At 69.3% G+C, this 20075-nt stretch carries 18 protein-coding genes; 8 read left to right on the forward strand and 10 right to left on the reverse strand.

Going from position 1 to position 20075, the window contains the following annotated elements; all coding sequences use genetic code 11:
* Positions 1-78: 78 nt before the first annotated feature.
* Positions 79-954 carry a 3-methyl-2-oxobutanoate hydroxymethyltransferase gene (gene panB / locus ACFZDE_RS09360; protein WP_391198813.1) on the reverse strand — a complete coding sequence of 292 codons (876 nt, stop codon included), beginning with the start codon at positions 952-954 and terminating at the stop codon, positions 79-81.
* A 201-nt stretch (positions 955-1155) separates the two neighbouring features.
* Here panB and ACFZDE_RS09365 point away from each other — a divergent pair, with 201 nt between their 5' ends.
* The 4 genes from ACFZDE_RS09365 to ACFZDE_RS09380 all read left to right on the forward strand — a co-directional run bounded on the left by ACFZDE_RS09365 (position 1156) and on the right by ACFZDE_RS09380 (position 6052).
* Positions 1156-2757 (forward strand): DHA2 family efflux MFS transporter permease subunit, encoded by a 1602-nt coding sequence (locus tag ACFZDE_RS09365; protein WP_391198816.1) that lies wholly within the window; start codon positions 1156-1158, stop codon positions 2755-2757.
* 70 nt (positions 2758-2827) lie between these two features.
* Entirely contained in the window at positions 2828-3466 is a 639-nt protein-coding gene (locus tag ACFZDE_RS09370) for a TetR/AcrR family transcriptional regulator C-terminal ligand-binding domain-containing protein (protein WP_390997744.1), read from the forward strand.
* 179 nt (positions 3467-3645) lie between these two features.
* Positions 3646-4698: an endonuclease/exonuclease/phosphatase family protein gene (locus ACFZDE_RS09375; RefSeq protein WP_390997747.1), complete on the forward strand. Its 1053-nt coding sequence runs from the start codon at positions 3646-3648 to the stop codon at positions 4696-4698.
* Between the two features lie 136 nt (positions 4699-4834).
* Entirely contained in the window at positions 4835-6052 is a 1218-nt protein-coding gene (locus ACFZDE_RS09380) for an MFS transporter (protein WP_391198819.1), read from the forward strand.
* Between the two features lie 52 nt (positions 6053-6104).
* Here the strand turns inward: ACFZDE_RS09380 and ACFZDE_RS09385 are convergent, their stop codons facing one another.
* The 8 genes from ACFZDE_RS09385 to ACFZDE_RS09420 form a co-directional block, all read right to left on the reverse strand.
* Positions 6105-6677, reverse strand: a complete 573-nt coding sequence (locus tag ACFZDE_RS09385) for a class I SAM-dependent methyltransferase (protein WP_391198946.1) — start codon at positions 6675-6677, stop codon at positions 6105-6107.
* Between the two features lie 153 nt (positions 6678-6830).
* Positions 6831-7229: a VOC family protein gene (locus ACFZDE_RS09390; RefSeq protein WP_391198822.1), complete on the reverse strand. Its 399-nt coding sequence runs from the start codon at positions 7227-7229 to the stop codon at positions 6831-6833.
* A complete protein-coding gene (locus ACFZDE_RS09395; protein ID WP_391198825.1) occupies positions 7226-7528 on the reverse strand; it encodes a metalloregulator ArsR/SmtB family transcription factor in 303 nt (100 codons plus the stop codon). Before ACFZDE_RS09395 ends, ACFZDE_RS09390 begins: the two co-directional genes overlap by 4 nt.
* A 56-nt stretch (positions 7529-7584) precedes the next feature.
* Positions 7585-9339, reverse strand: coding sequence for an NAD+ synthase (locus ACFZDE_RS09400; protein ID WP_391198828.1), 1755 nt, complete (start codon positions 9337-9339; stop codon positions 7585-7587).
* Between the two features lie 110 nt (positions 9340-9449).
* The gene (locus ACFZDE_RS09405) at positions 9450-11390 is read right to left on the reverse strand and encodes a protease pro-enzyme activation domain-containing protein (protein ID WP_391198831.1); all 1941 of its coding nucleotides are present in this window, start codon (positions 11388-11390) and stop codon (positions 9450-9452) included.
* A 175-nt stretch (positions 11391-11565) separates the two neighbouring features.
* Positions 11566-12186, reverse strand: a complete 621-nt coding sequence (locus ACFZDE_RS09410) for a DUF305 domain-containing protein (RefSeq protein ID WP_390997763.1) — start codon at positions 12184-12186, stop codon at positions 11566-11568.
* Entirely contained in the window at positions 12183-12851 is a 669-nt protein-coding gene (locus ACFZDE_RS09415) for a DUF3105 domain-containing protein (RefSeq protein ID WP_391198833.1), read from the reverse strand. Before ACFZDE_RS09415 ends, ACFZDE_RS09410 begins: the two co-directional genes overlap by 4 nt.
* Positions 12775-14157 (reverse strand): RNA-guided endonuclease TnpB family protein, encoded by a 1383-nt coding sequence (locus ACFZDE_RS09420; protein WP_391198836.1) that lies wholly within the window; start codon positions 14155-14157, stop codon positions 12775-12777. Before ACFZDE_RS09420 ends, ACFZDE_RS09415 begins: the two co-directional genes overlap by 77 nt.
* Before the next feature lie 215 nt (positions 14158-14372).
* Here ACFZDE_RS09420 and ACFZDE_RS09425 point away from each other — a divergent pair, with 215 nt between their 5' ends.
* The gene (locus ACFZDE_RS09425) at positions 14373-14855 is read left to right on the forward strand and encodes an Rrf2 family transcriptional regulator (RefSeq protein ID WP_391198839.1); all 483 of its coding nucleotides are present in this window, start codon (positions 14373-14375) and stop codon (positions 14853-14855) included.
* Here ACFZDE_RS09425 and ACFZDE_RS09430 read toward each other — a convergent pair.
* Entirely contained in the window at positions 14846-16033 is a 1188-nt protein-coding gene (locus ACFZDE_RS09430) for a globin domain-containing protein (protein WP_391198842.1), read from the reverse strand. The two genes, ACFZDE_RS09425 and ACFZDE_RS09430, sit on opposite strands and share 10 nt — an antisense overlap.
* A 300-nt stretch (positions 16034-16333) precedes the next feature.
* Between ACFZDE_RS09430 and glnA the strand changes: the two genes are divergently transcribed.
* The 3 genes from glnA to ACFZDE_RS09445 all read left to right on the forward strand — a co-directional run bounded on the left by glnA (position 16334) and on the right by ACFZDE_RS09445 (position 20063).
* Positions 16334-17695, forward strand: coding sequence for a type I glutamate--ammonia ligase (gene glnA, locus ACFZDE_RS09435; RefSeq protein WP_030837357.1), 1362 nt, complete (start codon positions 16334-16336; stop codon positions 17693-17695).
* A gap of 495 nt (positions 17696-18190) precedes the next feature.
* Positions 18191-19099, forward strand: a complete 909-nt coding sequence (locus tag ACFZDE_RS09440; protein WP_391198845.1) for a hypothetical protein — start codon at positions 18191-18193, stop codon at positions 19097-19099.
* On the forward strand, positions 19092-20063 hold the full coding sequence (locus tag ACFZDE_RS09445; protein WP_391198847.1) for an HD domain-containing protein: 972 nt from the start codon (positions 19092-19094) through the stop codon (positions 20061-20063). The genes ACFZDE_RS09440 and ACFZDE_RS09445 overlap by 8 nt, the downstream gene beginning before the upstream one ends.
* Positions 20064-20075: the final 12 nt, after the last annotated feature.

Raw genomic sequence — 20075 nt, forward strand, 5'->3', positions numbered from 1 at the left:
GGGTGCTCCTGCCGGAAGGGGAACAGCCCGTCGGCTGGGGGAGGGCCGACGGGCTGTTCGTGGTACCGCTGTGGCTTCCTAGTGGACGGAGTTCTCCTCCTGCGGGAACGTTCCGCCGACGACCTCGTCGGCGAACGCCTTCACCGCGTCGCCCATCACCTCACGCAGGTTGGCGTACTGCTTGACGAACTTCGGCACCCGCCCGCCGGTCAGGCCCAGCATGTCCGTCCACACCAGCACCTGCGCGTCGGTCTCGGGGCCCGCCCCGATCCCCACCGTCGGGATGTGCAGCACCCGCGTCACCTCGGCGGCCAGCTCCGCGGGGACCAGCTCCAGCACCACCGCGAACGCGCCCGCGTCCTGCACGGCCTTCGCGTCCCGCAGCAGCTGCTGGGCCGCCTCCTCGCCCCGGCCCTGCACGCGGTAGCCCATCGCGTTGACCGACTGCGGGGTCAGGCCGATGTGCGCCATGACCGGGATGCCGGACTCGACGAGCAGCCGGATCTGGTCGTACGACCGCTCGCCTCCCTCCAGCTTCACCGCCTGCACCCCGGCCTCCTTCACCAGCCGGGTCGCCGAGCGCAGCGCCTGCACCGGACCCTCCTGGTAGGAGCCGAAGGGCAGGTCGCCGACGATCAGCGCGCGGGAGGTGCCCCGTACGACCGCCGCCGACAGCATCGTCATCTCGTCGAGGGTGACGGGCACGGTCGTCTCGTACCCGAGGTGGCAGTTGCCCGCGGAGTCGCCGACGAGCATCACCGGGATGCCGGCCTCGTCGAAGACGGACGCGGTCATCGCGTCGTACGCGGTGAGCATCGGCCACTTCTCGCCGCGCTCCTTGGCGACGGCGATGTCCCGCACGGTGATACGGCGGGTGCCCTTGCCCCCGTACAGCGCCTTGCCGCTGTCGGAGGGCCTGGTCTGAGCAGTCTGGGCAGCCGGAAGCTGCGTCATGGCACGGCTCCTAACACGTCATCTCGAGGCGCCCTGACGGCGTCCCCGGACCACGTCCATGGTGGCACCTCGTGCCATCGAGGGCTAGGGGAGGCCCTGTGAGTTCCGCCCCGGGGCCGGATGCGGGAGTTGCGTAAATTCCGGGTAAGAGTATTCCAATACGAGACGGTCTCGTATCGAAATGGCTCTAGGCTCGGACCCATGACTACTCCTGCCGACCCGGCCGCCCCCACCGGCCCACGCGTACCGGAAGCGGTGCACCGGCGCCGCTGGGCGATCCTCGGCGTGCTGATGCTCAGCCTGCTCATCGTGGTGCTCGACAACTCGATCCTGAACGTCGCCATCAAGACCATCTCCACCCCGCCCCCCACCGGCCTGGGTGCCACCCAGAGCCAGCTGGAGTGGGCGATCAACGCCTACACCCTCGTCTTCGCCGGCCTGCTGTTCACCGCCGGCCTGCTCGGTGACCGGCTGGGCCGCAAGAAGGTGCTGCTCGGCGGGCTCGCCGTGTTCGGCCTGGGATCCGCGCTCGCCGCGTTCTCCGGCTCGCCGGGCGAGCTGATCACCTTCCGGGCCGTGATGGGCCTGGGCGCGGCGTTCGTCATGCCCGCCACCCTCGCCGTCCTCATGAACGTCTTCGAGCGCGAGGAGCAGCCCAAGGCCATCGGCATCTGGGCGGGCGGCGTCGGCCTCGCCGTCGCCATCGGCCCGATCACCGGCGGTCTCCTGCTCGACCACTTCTGGTGGGGCTCGGTCTTCCTGGTCAACGTGCCGATCGTGGTGCTCGGGCTCGTGCTGATGCTCTGGCTGGTGCCCGACTCGCGCGATCCGCGCCCGGGCCGGATCGACCCGGTCGGCGTCGTGCTCTCCGTCGTCGGCCTGGTGCTGCTCGTCTACGGCATCATCAAGGGCGGCCAGCTCGCCGACTTCACCGACGCGACCGTGCTGGCGACCATCGCCGCCGGGATCGCCGTGCTCGTCGCCTTCGTGGTGTTCGAGAAGCGCAGCGACCACCCGTCGATAGACGTCACCTACTTCAAGGACAAGGTCTTCTCGTCCGCCATCGCCGCGATCGCGCTGGTCTTCTTCGCGCTGATGGGCGTGACGTTCTTCGCCGTCTTCTACACCCAGAGCGTGCGCGGCTACTCGCCGCTGCAGACCGGTCTGCTGATGCTGCCGCTGGCCGCCGCCCAGCTGATCTTCGCGCCGCGCGCCCGGCTGGTGGTCGACCGCTTCGGCAACCGGGTCACGACCACGGCCGGCATGGTCGTCATCGCCGCCATGCTCGCCGCCTTCGCCACCCTGGACGCGGACACCCCCATCTGGATCCTGGAAGTGATCTTCTTTCTCATGGGGGCCGGCATGGCGCACATCATGACGCCGGTCAGCGTCGTCATCATGCAGGCCCTGCCCCGGGAGAAGGCCGGCTCCGCCTCCGCGCTCAGCAACACCTTCCGGCAGGTCGGCGGCGCCCTCGGCATCGCCGTCCTCGGCTCGGTGCTGTCCACGGCGTACCGCACGGGCATCGAGGACAAGCTCGGCGTGCTGCCCCCGGCCCTGCGGCACACCGCGGGGGAGTCCATCGAGGCCACGCTCGGCGTCGCGGACAAGCTCGGCCCGCGCGGCGACGCACTCGTCGCCCCGGCCTACGACGCGTTCCTGCACGCCATGCACACCACCGCCCTGTGGGGTGCGGGCGTCGCCCTGATCGGCGCGGTCGTCGTGGCGCTGTTCCTGCCCGGCAAGCCTCCCGCGCCCCAGCAGGGCGAGGGGGAAAAGGAGTTGTCGCACACGCGGGCGTAAGCCTGCGGGAGAATTCACCGTCCGTACCGACAGGAACGGTCTCCACCCGGTCAGGAAAGGACACAGCGACGTGAGCCTCGCCGAACGGCGCTCTCCGCACGGCGCACCCGCGAGGGGCCGCCCCAGAAGCGAGGCCGTCGAGCGCGCCATCATCGAGGGCGTGATGAAGCTCCTGGAGGAGGGCGTGCCCCTCGCGGAGCTGTCCATCGAGCGCATCGCCCGCACCGCCGGCGTCGGCAAGGCCACCATCTACCGCCGCTGGAGCGGCAAGGAGGAGCTCTTCGTCGACGTCGTGCGCGCCGCGGAGCCCCCGGACCCGCCGCTGCCCGGCACCTCCATGCGCGACGACCTCGTGGTCCTGCTGGAGCAGGTGCGCCGGCGGGGCCTGGCCAACCGCTCCTCGGCGATCCTGCACAGCGTGCAGGCCCAGATGAAGAGCAGTCCCAAGCTCTGGGCGGCGTACCAGGCCACCGTCGTCGCCCCGCGCCGCCGGCTCGGCCTGGAGGTGCTGCGCCGCGGCCGGGAGAACGGCGAGCTGCGCACGGACCTCGACCTCGAACTGCTCAACGACCTGTTCGTCGGCCCCGTGCTCGTGCGGGCCGTGCTGCGGCCCGACTCCGATCTGCCCGACGACCTCGCCGAGCAGGTCGTCGACACCCTGCTCGAAGGGCTACGCCCCGTCAGTTCCGACCCCCACCAGCCCGGCTGAGTGTGCGCGTTCTGTCACAGTGCGCGCTTTCCCCCGGCCCGGCCGGAACTCCCCGCGGGGACTCGGACGTCATCGCCCCCGTACGGCCGTCACAGGACGGCGGGAACGGAACGGATCATCCCCTAGGGTCGTAAGGACACGGGGGCGATGGTGTGCACGGCAGGCAGTGAGGCGACGGTATGGCGCAGCAGGCGTACATGACGGAGACGGACAACGGCGGCTCGGGGCCCGAGCACCGGGGAACCCGGCTTCGGCGCCTGTTCGACCGGCTGACGGCGCCCTGGCGGGGCGACCCTCGGATCTGGCGGCGCGGACTGGTCGTCGCCGCGTGCGCGGTGCTGCTGGCCCTGGTCATGGTGCTGCACTCGCGCATCCCGAACGCCGTCGGCAACCTGGGCAGCCTCACCGAGACGTTCCTGCCCTGGCTGGGGCTGCTCGTCCCGGTGCTGCTGGTCCTCGCCCTGGTCCGTAAATCCGCGACCGCGCTGATCGCGCTGGTGCTGCCGTCCGTGGTCTGGCTGAACCTCTTCGGCGGCCAGCTCAGCGACAAGACCGCGACCGGCGGCGACCTCACGGTGGTCACGCACAACGTCAACGCCGACAACCCCGACCCGGCCGGCACCGCCCGTGACGTGGCCGCCTCCGGCGCGGACGTGCTCGCCCTGGAGGAGCTGACGCCGGCCGCCGTCCCGACGTACGAGAAGGCGCTGGCGTCGGCCTACCGCTACCACTCGGTGCAGGGCACGGTCGGGGTGTGGAGCAAGTACCCGCTCAGCGGGGTGCGGGACGTCGACCTCGACATGGGCTGGACGCGTGCGATGCGCGCCACCGTGACCGCCCCGTCCGGGCAACTGGCCGTCTACGTCGCCCATCTGCCGTCCGTGCGCGTGAAGATGGAGGCCGGCTTCACCGCCCGCCAGCGTGACCGCAGCGCCGACTACCTGGGCGAGGCCATCGCCGACGAGCCGCTGAAGAACGTCGTCCTGCTCGGTGACCTCAACGGCACGATGAACGACCGCGCGCTCAACGCCGTCACCTCGCAGATGCGCTCGACGCAGGGCGCGGCGGGCAGCGGGTTCGGCTTCAGCTGGCCCGCGTCGTTCCCGATGGCGCGTATCGACCAGATCATGGTCCGGGGCCTGAAGCCGGAGAGCTCGTGGACCCTTCCGGAGACCGGCAGCGACCATCTGCCGGTCGCGGCCCGTGTGAGGGTCACCACAAGCGGCTCCTGAAACCCGCTGGTCAGAGCAGTTCCGTCAGAAATCGGCAGCTGAGGCGTCGCCGCGTGGAACAGCACGCCTGAGAGACTTTGTTCCGTACTTGAACATACGCGTACGGATCTCCAAGCAAGTCTCGAAAGGCTCCTTCATGCCACTGGCCCTGCTCGCCCTCGCCGTGGGCGCCTTCGGCATCGGTACGACCGAGTTCGTGATGATGGGGCTGCTGCCCGACGTCGCGGACGACCTGAACATCTCGATACCCAGCGCCGGCCACCTGGTGTCGGCGTACGCGCTGGGCGTGGTCATCGGCGCCCCGCTGCTGGCCGCCGTCACCGCCAGGATGTCCCGGCGCACGGTCCTGATCGGCCTGATGGGACTGTTCGTCGTGGGCAACGCCCTTTCCGCCCTCGCGCCGGACAACGGCTGGCTGCTGGCCGCCCGCTTCCTGAGCGGTCTGCCGCACGGCGCCTTCTTCGGCGTGGGCGCCGTCGTCGCGACGAACCTGGTCGCCCCGGAACGCAAGGCGCGCTCGGTCTCGCTGATGTTCCTCGGCCTGACGGTCGCGAACGTCGCGGGTGTGCCGGTCGCGACCCTGATGGGGCAGCACCTCGGCTGGAGGGCGACCTTCCTCGGCGTCAGCGCCATCGGCCTGGCGGCGATCGCCGCGCTCGCCTTCCTCATCCCGCACGACCACGAGCACACCACCGCCCAGGGCCTGCGCGGCGAACTCGCCGCCCTGCGCTCCGTCCCGGTCTGGCTGTCGCTCGGCACCACCGTCGCGGGCTTCGGTGCCCTCTTCGCGGCCTACAGCTACATCACCCCGATGCTCACGGACGCCGCCGGTTACGCGGACGCCAGCGTCACCCTGCTGCTGGCGCTGTTCGGCGTCGGCGCGACCGCCGGCAACCTGCTGGGCGGCCGGCTGGCCGACCACTCGCTGCGCGGCACGCTGTTCGGCGGCCTGACCTCACTGGTGGCGGTGCTGGCGCTGTTCCCGCTGCTGATGCGCACGGAGCTCACGGCCGCCGTGGCCGTGATCCTGCTCGGCATGGCGGCCTTCGCCACCGGCTCCCCGCTCCAGCTGATGGTCATGGAGAAGGCCTCCTCGGCCCCGTCCCTGGCCTCCTCCGCCAACCAGGCCGCCTTCAACCTGGCCAACGCCGGCGGCGCCTGGATCGGCGGCCTCGCCCTGGCCGCGGGCTTCGGCGTCACCTCCCCGGCCCTGGCCGGCGTGGCCCTCGCCGTCCTCGGCCTGGCCGTGGCGTCCCTGGCCTACGCGGTGGACCGGCGCCGGGCCCCGGTCGCCGGGCGCGAGCGGATCGTGGCGAGCCATGTCCCGCAGGAGGCCGAAGCGGTGCGTCACTGACCGATTCCTTTACGCGGCGGCCCGTGGGATCACCTCCCGCGGGCCGCCGCGTCTACCGGGGCGTCCCGCGCCGCGCCGCGACCACCGCCGAACTGGTGGGCGTGGTGAGGACTTCGGCGGCGTCCAGCTCGGGATGGGTCAGGTAGAACAGGCGCAGTTCGTCCACCTCGCCGTCGAACCGGGGCGGCCACTGGGCCGACGGAGTGAAGTCGTCCAGCACGAGAATCCCCCCGGGAGCGAGCAACTCGACGACCCTCTCCGGATCGTCCCGCTTGCCGCCGCCGTCGCAGAAGAACACGTCGAACGGGGCGTGCTCTTCGAGCAGTCGCCAGTCGGTGAGGACGCTGACGCGGCCGTCGTCGACGAAGACCCCGGCCGCCCGCCGGGCCAACTCCTCGTCCCGCTCCACGGTGACGAGCCGCGCACCGTCGCCGAGTCCGCTGTGCAACCAGGCGGTTCCCACCCCCGACCCGGTGCCGCTCTCGGCGACGACCCCACCGGGCTTGGCGGCGGCGGCCGTCCTCAGCAGCCTGCCGACCTGCGGGATACAGCTCTTCACGAAGCCCGCCTCGGCGGCGAGGCGTTCGGCGGCCAGAACCCGCGCCGGAACGGCGCGCTCACGCATGACCGGACCCGTCACGACCGGACCCCCCTTCAGGACGGGCCCGACGCTACCCGGCCGTCCGGCGGCGCGCCGATCAGTTGGCCGGGTTCGGCGGCCCACCCGTCGAAGTCGGCGGCGTCCGACGGGCTACTGCCGACGAATCTCCGGCTCACGTCACTGGTCCTGCGGCTGGCTCACGATCTGGATCAGGTTGCCGCAGGTGTCGTCGAGGACGGCAGCGGTGACCGGGCCCATGTCCAGGGGCTCCTGGGTGAAGCGGACGCCGAGGGCGGTCAGGCGCTCGTGCTCGGCGCGGACGTCGTCGACGGTGAACTGGGCGAGCGGGATGCCGTCGGCGGTGAGGGCGTCACGGTAGGGCTTGACGGCCGGGTGGCCGGAGGGCTCCAGGAGCAGTTCCGGGCCGTCGGGGTCCTGGGGGGAGACGACCGTCAGCCACCGGTCCGTCTCGCCCACGGGGACGTCGTGCTTCTTCACGAAGCCGAGGACCTCGGTGTAGAAGCGCAGGGCCTTGGCCTGGTCGTCGACGAAGACGCTGGTGAGACGGATCTTCATGGGGTGCTCTCTTCCGGTCCAGGTGCCTCGCGGACGAGCCATCGCTCGGTGATGTGGCGCAGCGGGGCGGTGTTGAGGTCGTGGAACTTGCAGCGCCCCTCCCGCCTGGTCTCGACGAGCCCGGCGGCCTCCAGCACCGCGAGGTGCTGGGAGACCGCCTGGCGCGAGATGCCGAGCCGGTGCTTCATGCTCAGCCGCGAGCAGATCTCGAACAGCGTCTGCCCGGACTGCTCCGCGAGTTCATCGAGGATGGTGCGACGGGTGGGGTCGGCCAAGGCTTTGAAAAGGTCATCGGCCACGACCCCAGGATAGGCAAGTGTTCACTTGCCTATCAAGGTCCCTCCCGGCATGTCCCTCAGAGCGACTCCCGCCACCCGTTCGTGATCGGCAGGCGACGGTCCTTGCCGAAGCCCTTCGGGGAGATCTTCGTGCCCGGCGGGTACTGGCGGCGCTTGTACTCCGCCGTGTCCACCATGCGCAGCGTCTTCGCGACCAGCGCCGCGTCGAACCCGGCCGCCACGATCTCGTCCGCGCCCCGGTCCCGGTCGACGTACAGCTCCAGGATCGCGTCCAGCACCGGGTAGTCCGGCAGCGAGTCCGTGTCCACCTGGCCCGGGCGCAGCTCCGCGCTCGGGGGCTTGCTGATGGAGTTCTCCGGGATCGGCGGGGTCTGGCCACGCTCCCGGGCGGCCCGGTTGCGCCACTCGGCGAGCCGGAAGACCGACGTCTTGTAGACGTCCTTGATGGGGCCGTACGCCCCGACCGAGTCGCCGTAGAGCGTCGAGTAGCCGACCGCCAGCTCCGACTTGTTGCCGGGCGCCAGCACGATGTGGCCCTCCTGGTTGGAGATCGCCATGAGCATCGTGCCGCGCAGGCGCGACTGGAGGTTCTCCTCCGCCAGGCCCGAGAGTCCCAGCGAGCCCATGTAGGCGTCGAACATCGGCTCGATCGCGACCGTGCGGTAGTTCAGCCCCGTACGGCGGGCCAGCTCGGCCGCGTCGTCCTTGGAGTGGTCCGAGGAGTACTTCGACGGCATCGACACGCCGTACACGTTCTGCGCGCCCACCGCGTCACAGGCGATCGCCGCGACCAGCGCCGAGTCGATACCGCCCGACAGGCCGATCAGGACCGAGGAGAAGCCGTTCTTCGCGACGTACGCCCGCAGGCCCACGACCAGCGCCGAGTACACCTCCTCGTCGTCCTCCAGACGGTCCGCGTAGCCGCCGGTGAGCTCGGGCTCGTACGGGGCGAGCGGCTCCTCCGACAGGACCACCCGGTCGATGCGCAGACCGTCGTCGACCACGCCCGTCGGCGCGTCCGCCGCCGCGGCCGGCAGGTCCAGGTCCAGGACCACGCAGCCCTCGGAGAACTGCGGCGCCCGCGCCACCACCTCGCCGTCCTTGTCGACCACGATCGAGTCGCCGTCGAAGACCAGCTCGTCCTGACCGCCGATCATGGCCAGGTACGCCGTGGTGCAGCCGGCCTCCTGAGCCCGCTTGCGGACCAGCTCCAGACGCGTGTCGTCCTTGTTGCGCTCATAGGGCGAGGCGTTGATCGACACCAGCAGGCCCGCCCGCGCCGAACGGGCGGCGGGGACCCGCCCGCCGTCCTGCCAGAGGTCCTCGCAGATGGCCAGGGCGACGTCCACCCCGTGCACCCGCAGCACCGGCATGCTGTCGCCGGGCACGAAGTAGCGGAACTCGTCGAAGACGCCGTAGTTCGGCAGGTGGTGCTTGGCGTAGTTCAGGACCACCTCGCCGCCGTACAGCACCGCGCCCGCGTTCTGCGGCGCGCCGGCCGGCTGGCCGTACTTCGGCTGGGCCGTCGCGGAGCGGTCGAGGTAGCCGACGATCACCGGCAGCTCTCCGAAGCCCTCGTCGGCCAGGCGCGCCGCGAGCGCGCGCAGCGCGGCCCGGGAGGCCTCCACGAAGGACGACCTGAGCGCCAGGTCCTCGACGGGGTACCCGGTCAGCACCATCTCCGGGAACGCCACGAGATGCGCTCCCTGTTCGGCGGAGTGCCGGATCCAGCGGACGATCGACTCGGTGTTACCGGCGAGGTCGCCGACGCCGGCGTCGATCTGGTTCAGGGCGAGACGTAGTTGAGGCACGCCGCCCAGTGTAATCGTCAGTGCGACGCAATGGGGTGGTGTGGGTCATCCCACACCACCCCGATCCCCTTGCGGAGGTCAGTGCCGCCGGTACGACTCGACTGCGGAGGTCAGTGCCGCCGGTACGACTCGACGTAACCGCTCGCGGGCGTGCCCACGCCGGTGACGTCGTCGTAGCCCTTCACGGCGGACAGCGAGCTGTCCTTGCCGAGGCTGCGCACGGACGTGGCCAGACCGCCGGTGGCGTCGTAGCCGTTCACGAAGTCGACCCGGGCCACGGCGAGCCCCTGGCCCGTCGGGTCGTCGGTCACGTCGTGGTAGACCTTCGAGCCGTACTTCGCGTAGATCGCCGGGTTGGCGAAGCCGATCGCCTTGCCGCCGCGGGCCTCCTGGGCCAGGGCCTGGATCGCCGCGATGGTCGGCGCGGCGAGCGAGGTGCCGCCGATGCGGTACTCGCCGTACGCCTGCTTCTTCCCGTCCGGCGAGCTCTGCGTCTGCCCGACCAGGAAGCCGGTGTTCGGGTCGGCGATCGCCGCGATGTCCGGGACGACCCGGTTGCCGGCCGCGCTGTTGGCCTTGGCCAGCGCGTCCGGCACGACACCCTGCTGGTAGCCGGGCTCGGTGACCGTCTTGCTGGTGCCGCCGCCCGCGCCGGAGGTGAAGGCGCCGGGGAAGTCCGTCCAGCTCTTGCCGTCGGCCGACAGGTCCGCCTTGTCGGTGCCCCAGCCGGTCTCCCAGAGGTAGGTGTCGTTCTTGCCGACGGCCAGCGAGGTGCCGCCGACGGCGGTCACCCACGCCGAGTTGGCCGGGGAGTCGACCTGCTTCGTGCCGGAACTCGCGACCTCGTCGCCGTCGTCGCCGGAGGAGAAGTAGAAGCCGATGCCCTCGACCGCGCCCAGCTGGAACACCTGGTCGTAGGCGGCCGCGAGGTCGGGCGTCTGCGCGGCCTCCACCTCGCCCCAGGAGTTGGAGACGATGTCGGCCAGGTGGTGATCGACGACCTTGCCGAGCGCGTCGAGCAGATCGCCGTCCGTGCAGGAGGCGGCGCCGACGTAGGTGACGTCCGCGGCCGGTGCGACCGCGTGCACCGCCTCGACGTCCAGGGTCTCCTCGCCGTACCAGCCGGCCGCCCCGCAGTCCTCGGTGTCGGTGTACCCCGCGGGCAGCGACTGGTGCAGCTGGCCCGTCTTCCACGCCGCGTCACCGTTGCGCTTGGCGTAGGTGCCGGCGTCGTAGGCGATCGTCGGGGAGGCGTAGGCGTCCGTGATGGCGACCCGGACGCCCTTACCGGTGCGCTCGCCCGCGCCGTAGGCGGCCCGCAGCTGCTTGCCCGTGTAGCCCTTCACCGCGTACGGGATCTTCTTGCCGTACGCGCTCGGGAGGGTGCTCGCGGTCTTCGAGCCGTAGTACGAGGAGAACGGCCCGGCGTTGCGGAACACGGTGTCCGGCGGCGGCAGTTGGTCCTCGTGCGTGGCCATGTGCGGCGCGTTGTCCAGCCCGGTCACGGTCAGGACGGCGTCGGCCAGGCCCTGCGGCACGGAGGCGGCGCTCGCCGGGGCGCGATAGGTCTTCGAGCCCTTGGCGAAGTTGTGCAGCTGCGTGCCGAAAGCCTTCTCAGCGGCGGCCACGTCACCGCTGACGGACACATAGTGCCGCGTGACGCCGGTGACCTTCAGACCGGCCGCCGTCAGCCAGGACCTCACGGCCGCCACCTGGGCCTTCGTGGCACCGAAGCGGGCCTGCGCCTGCTCGGCCGTCAGATACCTGCCGTACGAGGCCGAGTCCGGGTCGGAGACGGCCTTCGCGTAGGCGGCGAGCCCCGCGGCGTCCCGGCCGGCCAGATAGACCCGGGCCGAGACCCGGGCGCCGTCGGAGGTGGCGCCCTGGTCCGCCTTGGCGGTGGCCCACGCGGGCCGGGTCCCGGCCAGCAGGTCGCGGAGCGGGTGGTCGGCGGCGTGCGCCGCGGGTATGCCGAGCGCCAGCGCACCGGCGAGCATCGGCAGTGTCGCCGCCACGCTCACGGCGCGCACCTTGGCGCGGTTGGATCTCATGGAACCCCCTGTGCGGTTCGACGCGAGTGGATCACTCGACGGTCGCCACTCTCGCGATGAACCGTTCATGCCAGGGAATGGCGCAGCCCAAGAAGCGCCCTGTGCGGGCCAAGAAGAGCCCTACGCGGACCAAGAGAAGCCCAAGAGGCGGTCTGCGAGGGCGATTTGGGGCTGTTTACGACCGCGGCCTCGCGCCCCGCTCCTTGAGCAGGTCGGCCATCAGGGAGATCTCCGACTGCTGGGCGTCGACCATGCCCTGGGCGAGGCGCTTCTCCACGCCGACCTGACACTTGGCCACACAACCCTCGGCCATGTGGACGCCGCCTTTGTGATGGTCCGTCATCAGCTGGAGGTAGTAGACCTCCGCCTGCTTGCCGTCGAGCTCGCCGAGCTTCTTCATCTCGGAGTCGGTCGCCATGCCCGGCATCAGCGCGCCGTCCTCGCCGGAGGCCATGCCGCCCATGTCCATCCAGGTCATCGGCGGCTCGGAGGACACCTTGGGCAGGCTCCACAGGTCGAGCCAGCCGAGCATCATGCCGCGCTGGTTGGCCTGCGTCTGGGCGATGTCGTACGCCAGGCGCCGGACCTCCTCGTCCTTCGTGCGGTCGCGCACGATGTACGACATCTCCACGGCCTGCTGGTGGTGCACCGCCATGTCCCGGGCGAACCCGGCGTCCGCGGACTCGGCGGACGGTGTCCGGCCGCCGCCGTCGTCCCCGGCGACCGCGTAGGTGATCGCACCGGCGGCGACGAGCGCCGCGGTCGCCGCCCCGGCGATCAGTCCGGCCTGCCTCACTTCGACAGGCCGTTCGTGCAGGCGGCGCCCGGCTCGGGGGTCTGCTCGCCCTGGACGAACTTCTCGAAGAACTTGTCCACGTTCGGGTCCTTCGCGCCCGTCACCGTGCGCTGGTGGCCCCACGCCGAGAGCATGATCGGGTCCTTCTGGTCGTCCATCGGGCTCATCAGCGTGTACGGCGTCTTCTTCACCTTCGCCGCGAGCGCGTCGACGTCGGCCTTCTTCGCGTCGGCGTTGTACGTCACCCACACCGCCCCGTGCTCCAGCGAGTGCACGGCGTTGGTGTTGTTCAGCTGCTCGGTGTAGACGTCGCCGTCGCAGTTCATCCAGACCTGGTTGTGGTCACCGCCGACCGGCGGCTCGGACGCGTACTTCACGGCCTTGTCGACGTGGTTGCGGGACAGCTTCCCCTCCCAGGTCTTCACGCCGTCCTCGCCCGTCACGAACTTGCCCTTGCCCGAGGAGTCCTTCGCCGCCGCGGTGTCACTGCCCTTGTCGTCCTGGGACCGCACGAGCACGACGCCGCCGACCACGAGTCCGGCGACGACCACGACACTGGCCGCGATGGTGAGGATCCGGTTACGACGCTCACGGGACTGCTCGGCCCGCCGCATCTCCTCTATTCGCGCCCTGCGGTCCGTGTTGCTCTTGTTGGCGGAGCCCATGAGGTGTCCTTCGTGGGAAAAGTGACAGTCGGGTGGGCTGATCTTGACGTGCTTCCCGGCCTGATGTCCAGGGGGCCCGGCCTGGGCCGTCTGAGCCCTTCCGGGGGCTTCCTGCTTCACCGCGCTGTGCGGGCACGTGTGCCCGTCTTACCGGCGCTCCACAGGCGTTTTGCGTCTCCACCCGTCCGGCGGCGACGATACGGCGTCCTTCGAACAGGACGTTGCGGGTTGCGTTGTGGTCGCGGTCGTGCACGGTGCCGCATCCGCGGCACGTCCACTGTCTGATGTGCAGCGGTTTGGGGCCGTCCCGGTATCCGCATGCGGAGCAGATCTGGGAGGACGGGAAGGCACGATCCACTTTGGCGAAGGTGCGGCCGTCTCTGTCCGCCTTGTACTCCAGCATGCCGATGAACGCGGACCATCCCGCGTCGTGCACGGACTTGGCGAGCCTGGTCCGGCCGAGACCGGCCACCGCGAGGTCTTCCACGTACACCGCTTGGTTGTCGCGGATGATCTGCGTGGATGCCTTGTGGTGAAAGTCCCGACGCCGATCGGCCACCTTGGCGTGCTGGCGTGCGACCTTGATACGGGCCTTGGCCCGGTTCTTCGATCCCTTGACCTTGCGGGACAGCTCCCGGCCAAGACGCTTGAGCTTCTTCTCCGCCCGGCGGAGGAAGCGGGGGCTGTCGATCTTCCGGCCGTCGGACAGGACCGCGAAGGCGGACAGGCCCAGATCGATACCGGCTTCCGCCTCCGTCTGCGGGAGGATCTCGGGCTCGGTGTCCACCACGAAGCTCAGGAAGTACCGGCCAGAACTGTCCTTGGTGACCGTCAGGGACGTCGGCGCGGCCGGAAGCCGGCGCGACCACTTGACCCTGAGGTTGCCGACCTTCGCCACGTACACCGTGCCGTTGCTGCGCAAGGAGAAAGCATTGGTGTTGAGGCGGATCGACTGCCGGGCGTCCTTCTTCGACTTGTAGCGGGGCGGGCCCAGCCTCCGGCCCCTCCGCTTGCCGTTGACGCTGTCGAAGAAGTTCTTGTAAGCGGTGTCCAGGTCCCGCAGGGACTGCTGCAGGACCACCGCCGACACCTCGGCGAGCCAGGCACGCTCCTCAGTGCGCTTGGCCTGGGTGATCCGTAGCCGGGAAAGATCCGCCGATTTCACGTAGGGCAACCCCACAGCGTGCGCTTCTTTCCGATCACGCAGGCAATCGTTCCACACCACACGGGCACACCCGAACGCCCGCGCCAGCGCACCGCACTGAGAGGCATCCGGATAGGCCCGGTAGTTGTAGCGGAGCTGCATGACGATCACCGTATAGACGCTTCGCGGTCGCTCGCTGCGAAAGATCACATCTCATCGGAATTGTGCACGATGTAGGCAACTTCGTTCGATTGGATGGAAGTGCAGGTGAAGGAGGGCGGCTAACGCGATCACGTCTGAGAGGCGGCCGTCAGCCGCTGACCTTCGGGGGTACCGAATAATTTGAACAGCGGATTCCTATTACCTACGCTGCCTGCATGCGGCTGCTGCGTTTCACCGACCTCGCTCTGCGGGTCCTGATGCGGCTCGCCGTCGCGGGTGGAGCGACTCCGACCACCCGGGACGTCGCGGACGGCATGGACGTGCCGTACACCCACCTGGCGAAGGTCGTCGCCGAGCTCCAGCACATGGGCCTGATCGAGGCCCGCCGCGGCCGGGGCGGCGGCCTCACCCTCACCGAGCGGGGCCGCACGGCCTCGGTCGGCGCCGTGGTGCGTGCCTTCGAGGGCGGCGGCGACGTCGTCGACTGCGAGGGCCCCACCCCCTGCCCCCTCAACTCCGCCTGCCGCCTGCGCGGCGCCCTGCGCCGGGCCCAGGAGGCGTTCTTCGCCTCACTGGACCCGCTCACGGTCCAGGACATCGTGGCGGAGCCGACCGGGGTACTGCTCCTGGGGATCTCGCGGGGCGTCGACCCCCGTGAGGACCAGCCGGGCTCCGCCCGCGGGCCCGATCAGGCCTGACCCGCCAGCCACAGGTCCGGCCCGAACACCTCGTAGTGGATGTCGGCGGGGGCCACACCCTTCGCGATCAGCTGGGTCCGCACCGCCCGCATGAAGGGCAGCGGTCCGCACAGGTACGCGCGCGTGCCCGAGGCCAGCGGGACTCCGGTGAGGTCGACCAGGCCCTGGCGGGTGCCCCCGGGGGCGTCCTGCTCATACCAGAGGTGGACGGCCACGTCCGGGAGCTTGGCCGCGTAGGCCTCGTGGTCGGTGCGCAGGGCGTGCGTCGCGGGGGAGCGGTCGGCGTGCACGACGGTGACCGGGGCGTGGTGCCCCGAGTCGGCGAGGTACGCCAGCATCGCGGTCATCGGGGTCACACCGATGCCCGCCGAGGCCAGCAGCAGCGGCGTGCCGGAGCCGGCGTCGAGGACCAGGTCGCCGTACGGCTCGGACAGCTCCAGGACGTCACCGACCCGCACGCGCGCGTGGAGGTGGTTCGAGACCTCGCCGTCGGGGGCGCCGGCCGTACGCACGCGCTTCACGCTGATCTGCCGCAGGTCCGGGCCGGGCGCCCCGGACAGGCTGTACTGCCGTATCTGCCGGGCACCGTCAACGAGGGCGACGCGGACGGAGACGTACTGGCCCGCGAGGAACTCCCGCACCGGACCGCCGTCGACGGGCCGCAGCCGGAAGGTCGCGACGTCCTCGGTCTCGGTGACCCGCTCCACGACCTCCCAGGACCGCCAGGCCGGCCCGCCGCGCTCCTCGCGCAGCCGCCGCTCCACGGCGATGAGCGCGTTCGCCATCAGCCAGTACACCTCGTCCCAGGCGGCCGCGACCTCCGGAGTGACCGCGTCGCCGAGCACCTCGGCGATGGCGGCGAACAGGTGCTCGTGGACGACGCCGTACTGCTCCGGCGTGACGCCCAGGGAGGCGTGCTTGTGGGCGATGCGCTCCAGCATCGCGTCGGGCCGCTGCTCCGGACGGTCCAGCAGGTGCGTCGCGAACGCGGCGATGGAACCGGCCAGGGCCTGGCGCTGGGTGCCGGCGGCCTGGTTGCCCCGGTTGAACAGGTCCCGCAGCAGCTCCGGGTGGGCTTCGAACAGCCCGGCGTAGAAGCGCTCGGTGATCGTGCCGAGGGCCGCGCCGACGGCGGGGAGTGTGGCGCGGACGGTGGCGGCGGACTGCTGGGACAGCATCTGGGCTCCTCAGGTCAGGGCTCGACTGGGGGCACGCTATTTAAAGTTGCATATGAGATGCAAATTAAGAGGCCCGGGCGGCGAAAGGAACCGGCCGTTACGGATGCCGCTGCGAGCAGGCACTATGGGCGCAGGAGCAGTTCACCTGCCGTAGGCGAGGCGTTCGACCCCGGGCCGCCCGGGCGATCATGGTCCGCAACGCGTACGAAATGGTGGTGTGGTGGGATGCTCAGGTGCCCGACCGCCTCCCGTGGTACGGAAGAGAAGGCGGCCTGACCAGCAAGGATGGGGAAGCGGAAGATGGACAAGCAGCAGGAGTTCGTGCTCCGGACGTTGGAGGAGCGCGACATCCGGTTCGTACGCCTGTGGTTCACCGACGTGCTGGGCTTCCTCAAGTCGGTCGCCGTGGCCCCGGCCGAGCTGGAGCAGGCCTTCGACGAGGGCATCGGCTTCGACGGCTCCGCGATCGAGGGCTTCGCCCGGGTCTACGAGTCCGACATGATCGCCAAGCCGGACCCGTCGACCTTCCAGATCCTGCCCTGGCGGGCGGAGGCCCCGGGCACGGCCCGGATGTTCTGCGACATCCTCATGCCGGACGGCTCCCCGTCCTTCGCCGACCCGCGCTACGTGCTGAAGCGCGCCCTCGCCCGCACCTCCGACCTGGGCTTCACCTTCTACACCCACCCGGAGATCGAGTTCTTCCTGCTGAAGGACCGCCCGCTGGACGGCTCCCGGCCCACCCCGGCCGACAACTCCGGCTACTTCGACCACACCCCGACCAACGTCGGCATGGACTTCCGCCGCCAGGCGATCACCATGCTGGAGTCGATGGGCATCTCGGTGGAGTTCTCCCACCACGAGGGCGCCCCCGGCCAGCAGGAGATCGACCTCCGCTACGCCGACGCGCTCTCCACCGCCGACAACATCATGACGTTCCGCCTCGTCATGAAGCAGGTGGCCCTGGAGCAGGGCGTGCACGCCACGTTCATGCCGAAGCCGTTCTCCGAGCACCCCGGCAGCGGCATGCACACCCACCTCTCCCTCTTCGAGGGCGACCGCAACGCGTTCTACGAGTCGGGCTCGGAGTACCAGCTGTCCAAGGTGGGCCGCTCCTTCATCGCGGGCCTGCTGCGGCACGCGGCGGAGATCTCCGCGGTCACCAACCAGTGGGTGAACTCCTACAAGCGCATCTGGGGCGGCGCGGAGCGCACCGCCGGCGCGGGCGGCGAGGCCCCCTCCTACATCTGCTGGGGCCACAACAACCGCTCGGCCCTGGTCCGCGTCCCCATGTACAAGCCCGGCAAGACGGGCTCGGCGAGGGTCGAGGTCCGCTCCCTGGACTCGGGCGCGAACCCGTACCTGGCCTACGCGCTCCTCCTCGCCGCCGGCCTCAAGGGCATCGAGGAGGGCTACGAGCTCCCGCCCGGCGCCGAGGACGACGTCTGGGCCCTGTCCGACGCGGAACGCCGCGCGATGGGCATCGAGCCGCTCCCCCAGAACCTGGGCGAGGCCCTGACCCTCATGGAACGCAGCGACCTCGTCGCCGAAACCCTCGGCGAACACGTCTTCGACTTCTTCCTGCGCAACAAGCGCCAGGAGTGGGAGGAGTACCGCAGCGAGGTCACGGCGTTCGAGCTGCGGAAGAACCTTCCGGCACTGTAGGGCGGGGCGGCGAGGCGTCCGCATCGCTGCGGATTTCAGGAGAGAGGGCTGCCGGTCGTGGACCGGCAGCCCTTTCGACTTGGTGGCCACCTACCATCGGGGCTACTTGATCGCCATCGATTCCCTGGACTTTTCCTGACGAGATCCCAGGAGGCTCAAGAGGGTGTCGTCGGCGCTAGAATGTCATCGCTTCTTATCGGTGCGCGGACGTCATGGGACGGGGGGAGTGAATTGACGGGCCGGGGGGTGCCTTTGAAGCATGTGCCCATCATCGCGGAGCATGACACGTGGATAAGTGTCGATCCCATTGTCGGCTGTCCTGCAAACTGTTCGTACTGCTATCTGGGCCCGATAGGGTTGAAGTCGCGTCCTCCGGAACCGAGAGTTTCACCCGGTAGGGCAGTGGAAATGCTCTGTGAGTACATCGAACAAACTCGCAGTCATATGGGTGGTGACATTGATTCCACGCCGGTATGTCTGGGCAACTATACGGATATGCTGCTGACCCCGGCCAATCAGGACTATCTCCGTGCCTTCGCCACCGAGCTGGCCGTTGCCGACCTCTCGCGGTCGCTGGTGGTGGTGACGAAAGGGCGTATGCCGCGTGCTCTGGCCCTCGCCCTGGACGACCTGAACATTCCCGTGGTGATTTTCTGCTCACAGTCCTTTCATCGGACCACGCTGGAGTTACGCACGGAAAAGGGGCCCGTGCTCGCCCCTGAAATGACGTTCGATGCCGGAACGGAGTGTCGCGACATGAATAACATCGCGATGGTGCACTTCTGGCGGCCGGTCGTGCGGAAGTCTGTGCCTTCCGCCGACTGGGCCGTCCGAGTCGTACGTCGGCTGAAGGAATCAGGCTATCGCTGTTCGGTCGCGATCGGCCTCTCCACGGGATCCGGGATCGCCCAAGAGGAACTCGTCCAGACAGGCTTGTTGGAAGGTCCCGCCGAAGCGTGTGATGAGCTGTGGAACGCGGAAGCCTGGAAGGACATCAACACGGCGGCCGCTGCCGTGGGTTATCCGATCTATCGCAGCACCTCGTGCGCCATTGCACTGGCCACGGGCCGGGCGGAAGCCTTGGGAGTCTGGGACCGTCGTCGGGGTGCTGCCGACCAATGTCTGCCGTGTCACTGCCCGCGATCTCAGCGAGACCTCTGCCGGGCTCGGGTTCTTCAACCAGAGATTGCGCGGGAACACCTGGCCTGGATCGCGAACGAACTCGGAACGAGCATGTCTGGCCTCGAGGTCTTACCCGGCCGCCGCGTCCGGGCGGGCAGGAGGGTCCGGCAGTCAATGATCAGCTTGACACTGCACAAGTATCAAATTGAACTGCTACCTGAATCGATTTCAGCCGAGCGGGCCTGGCTCGGGAGGTTCGGTAGGGAGAGCGGCGATGAATAGGTCTGGAACCCTGGTCTCGGAACTGCTGCCGACCTGGCTGACGTGCGCCGCGAAGCGACTGCAGGCCATTACCGGATTTGTGACCGTGCACCCCAACGGGGGTGACCCGCGCACCCTGGCGTTCTCGCGCTACGAGCATGTGGCGAGAGTCGCTTCTCTGGCCCTGATGGTCGGGGAGAAGCGCGGGTTGCCCAGGTCGGAGGTCTTGCTCTTCTCCTGGCTCCACGACATCAATCGTTGGCCGTTCGCGCACAATGCCGAGAAGGGCCACTTCGATGGAGCCGAAGACATGGAGCGTTTCATCGAGGGGCGATTGCCGGAAGCGACCGTCAGTCAAGCGGCAGACATTGCACGTAAGCGTGTCTCGGAATTGAGTCCCGCCGCTCGTGCGGTGCTTCTGGCTGATATCGTCACGGGCTTCTTCGAGGATACTCTTTTCACCATCACCGGCCTGAACCTGTCGCCGTCGGAACTGCCGGACGGTGCGCTCGACATGCTCCGCCTACCGACCGGGGATTTCGCGTTTTTGGAGGAACTGCAACACCTCTACCTGCTGTTGAACCGAGAATCGGACGTGGCCAGATACACCCGTGACTTGAACTCACTCGTCTTCAGGTCGGCGCGAAAGTTCCTGTCCGAACATGATTTTTTGAACACGGATCCATTGGAGGACGAAAGATTCCGTAGTATCCGCTCGGCGCTGCGTCACAGCTATCTGGAGCAGTACATCTTTCCGCTGAACAACGAGAAGGTCTGCCATGGCGAGATGATCCGTCGTGTCCTCGTGGATCCTGTTGTCAGTCGGCTGGGAGGGAACGCCGATGATTGCCTGACCCAGTGGACCGAAGTCGACATGGTTGCCTATGTGCTGCGGGAAGGGCTGGTTGCCGAGGAGACGATCAGCGCGCTGGAACCGAGACTGGACTATCTTTCCGATGTCGAGCCCGCCCGCTGCTTCATTTAGGCAGGGGCCTGC

Source organism: Streptomyces sp. NPDC007929 (assembly GCF_042959065.1).
Lineage (GTDB): Bacteria > Actinomycetota > Actinomycetes > Streptomycetales > Streptomycetaceae > Streptomyces.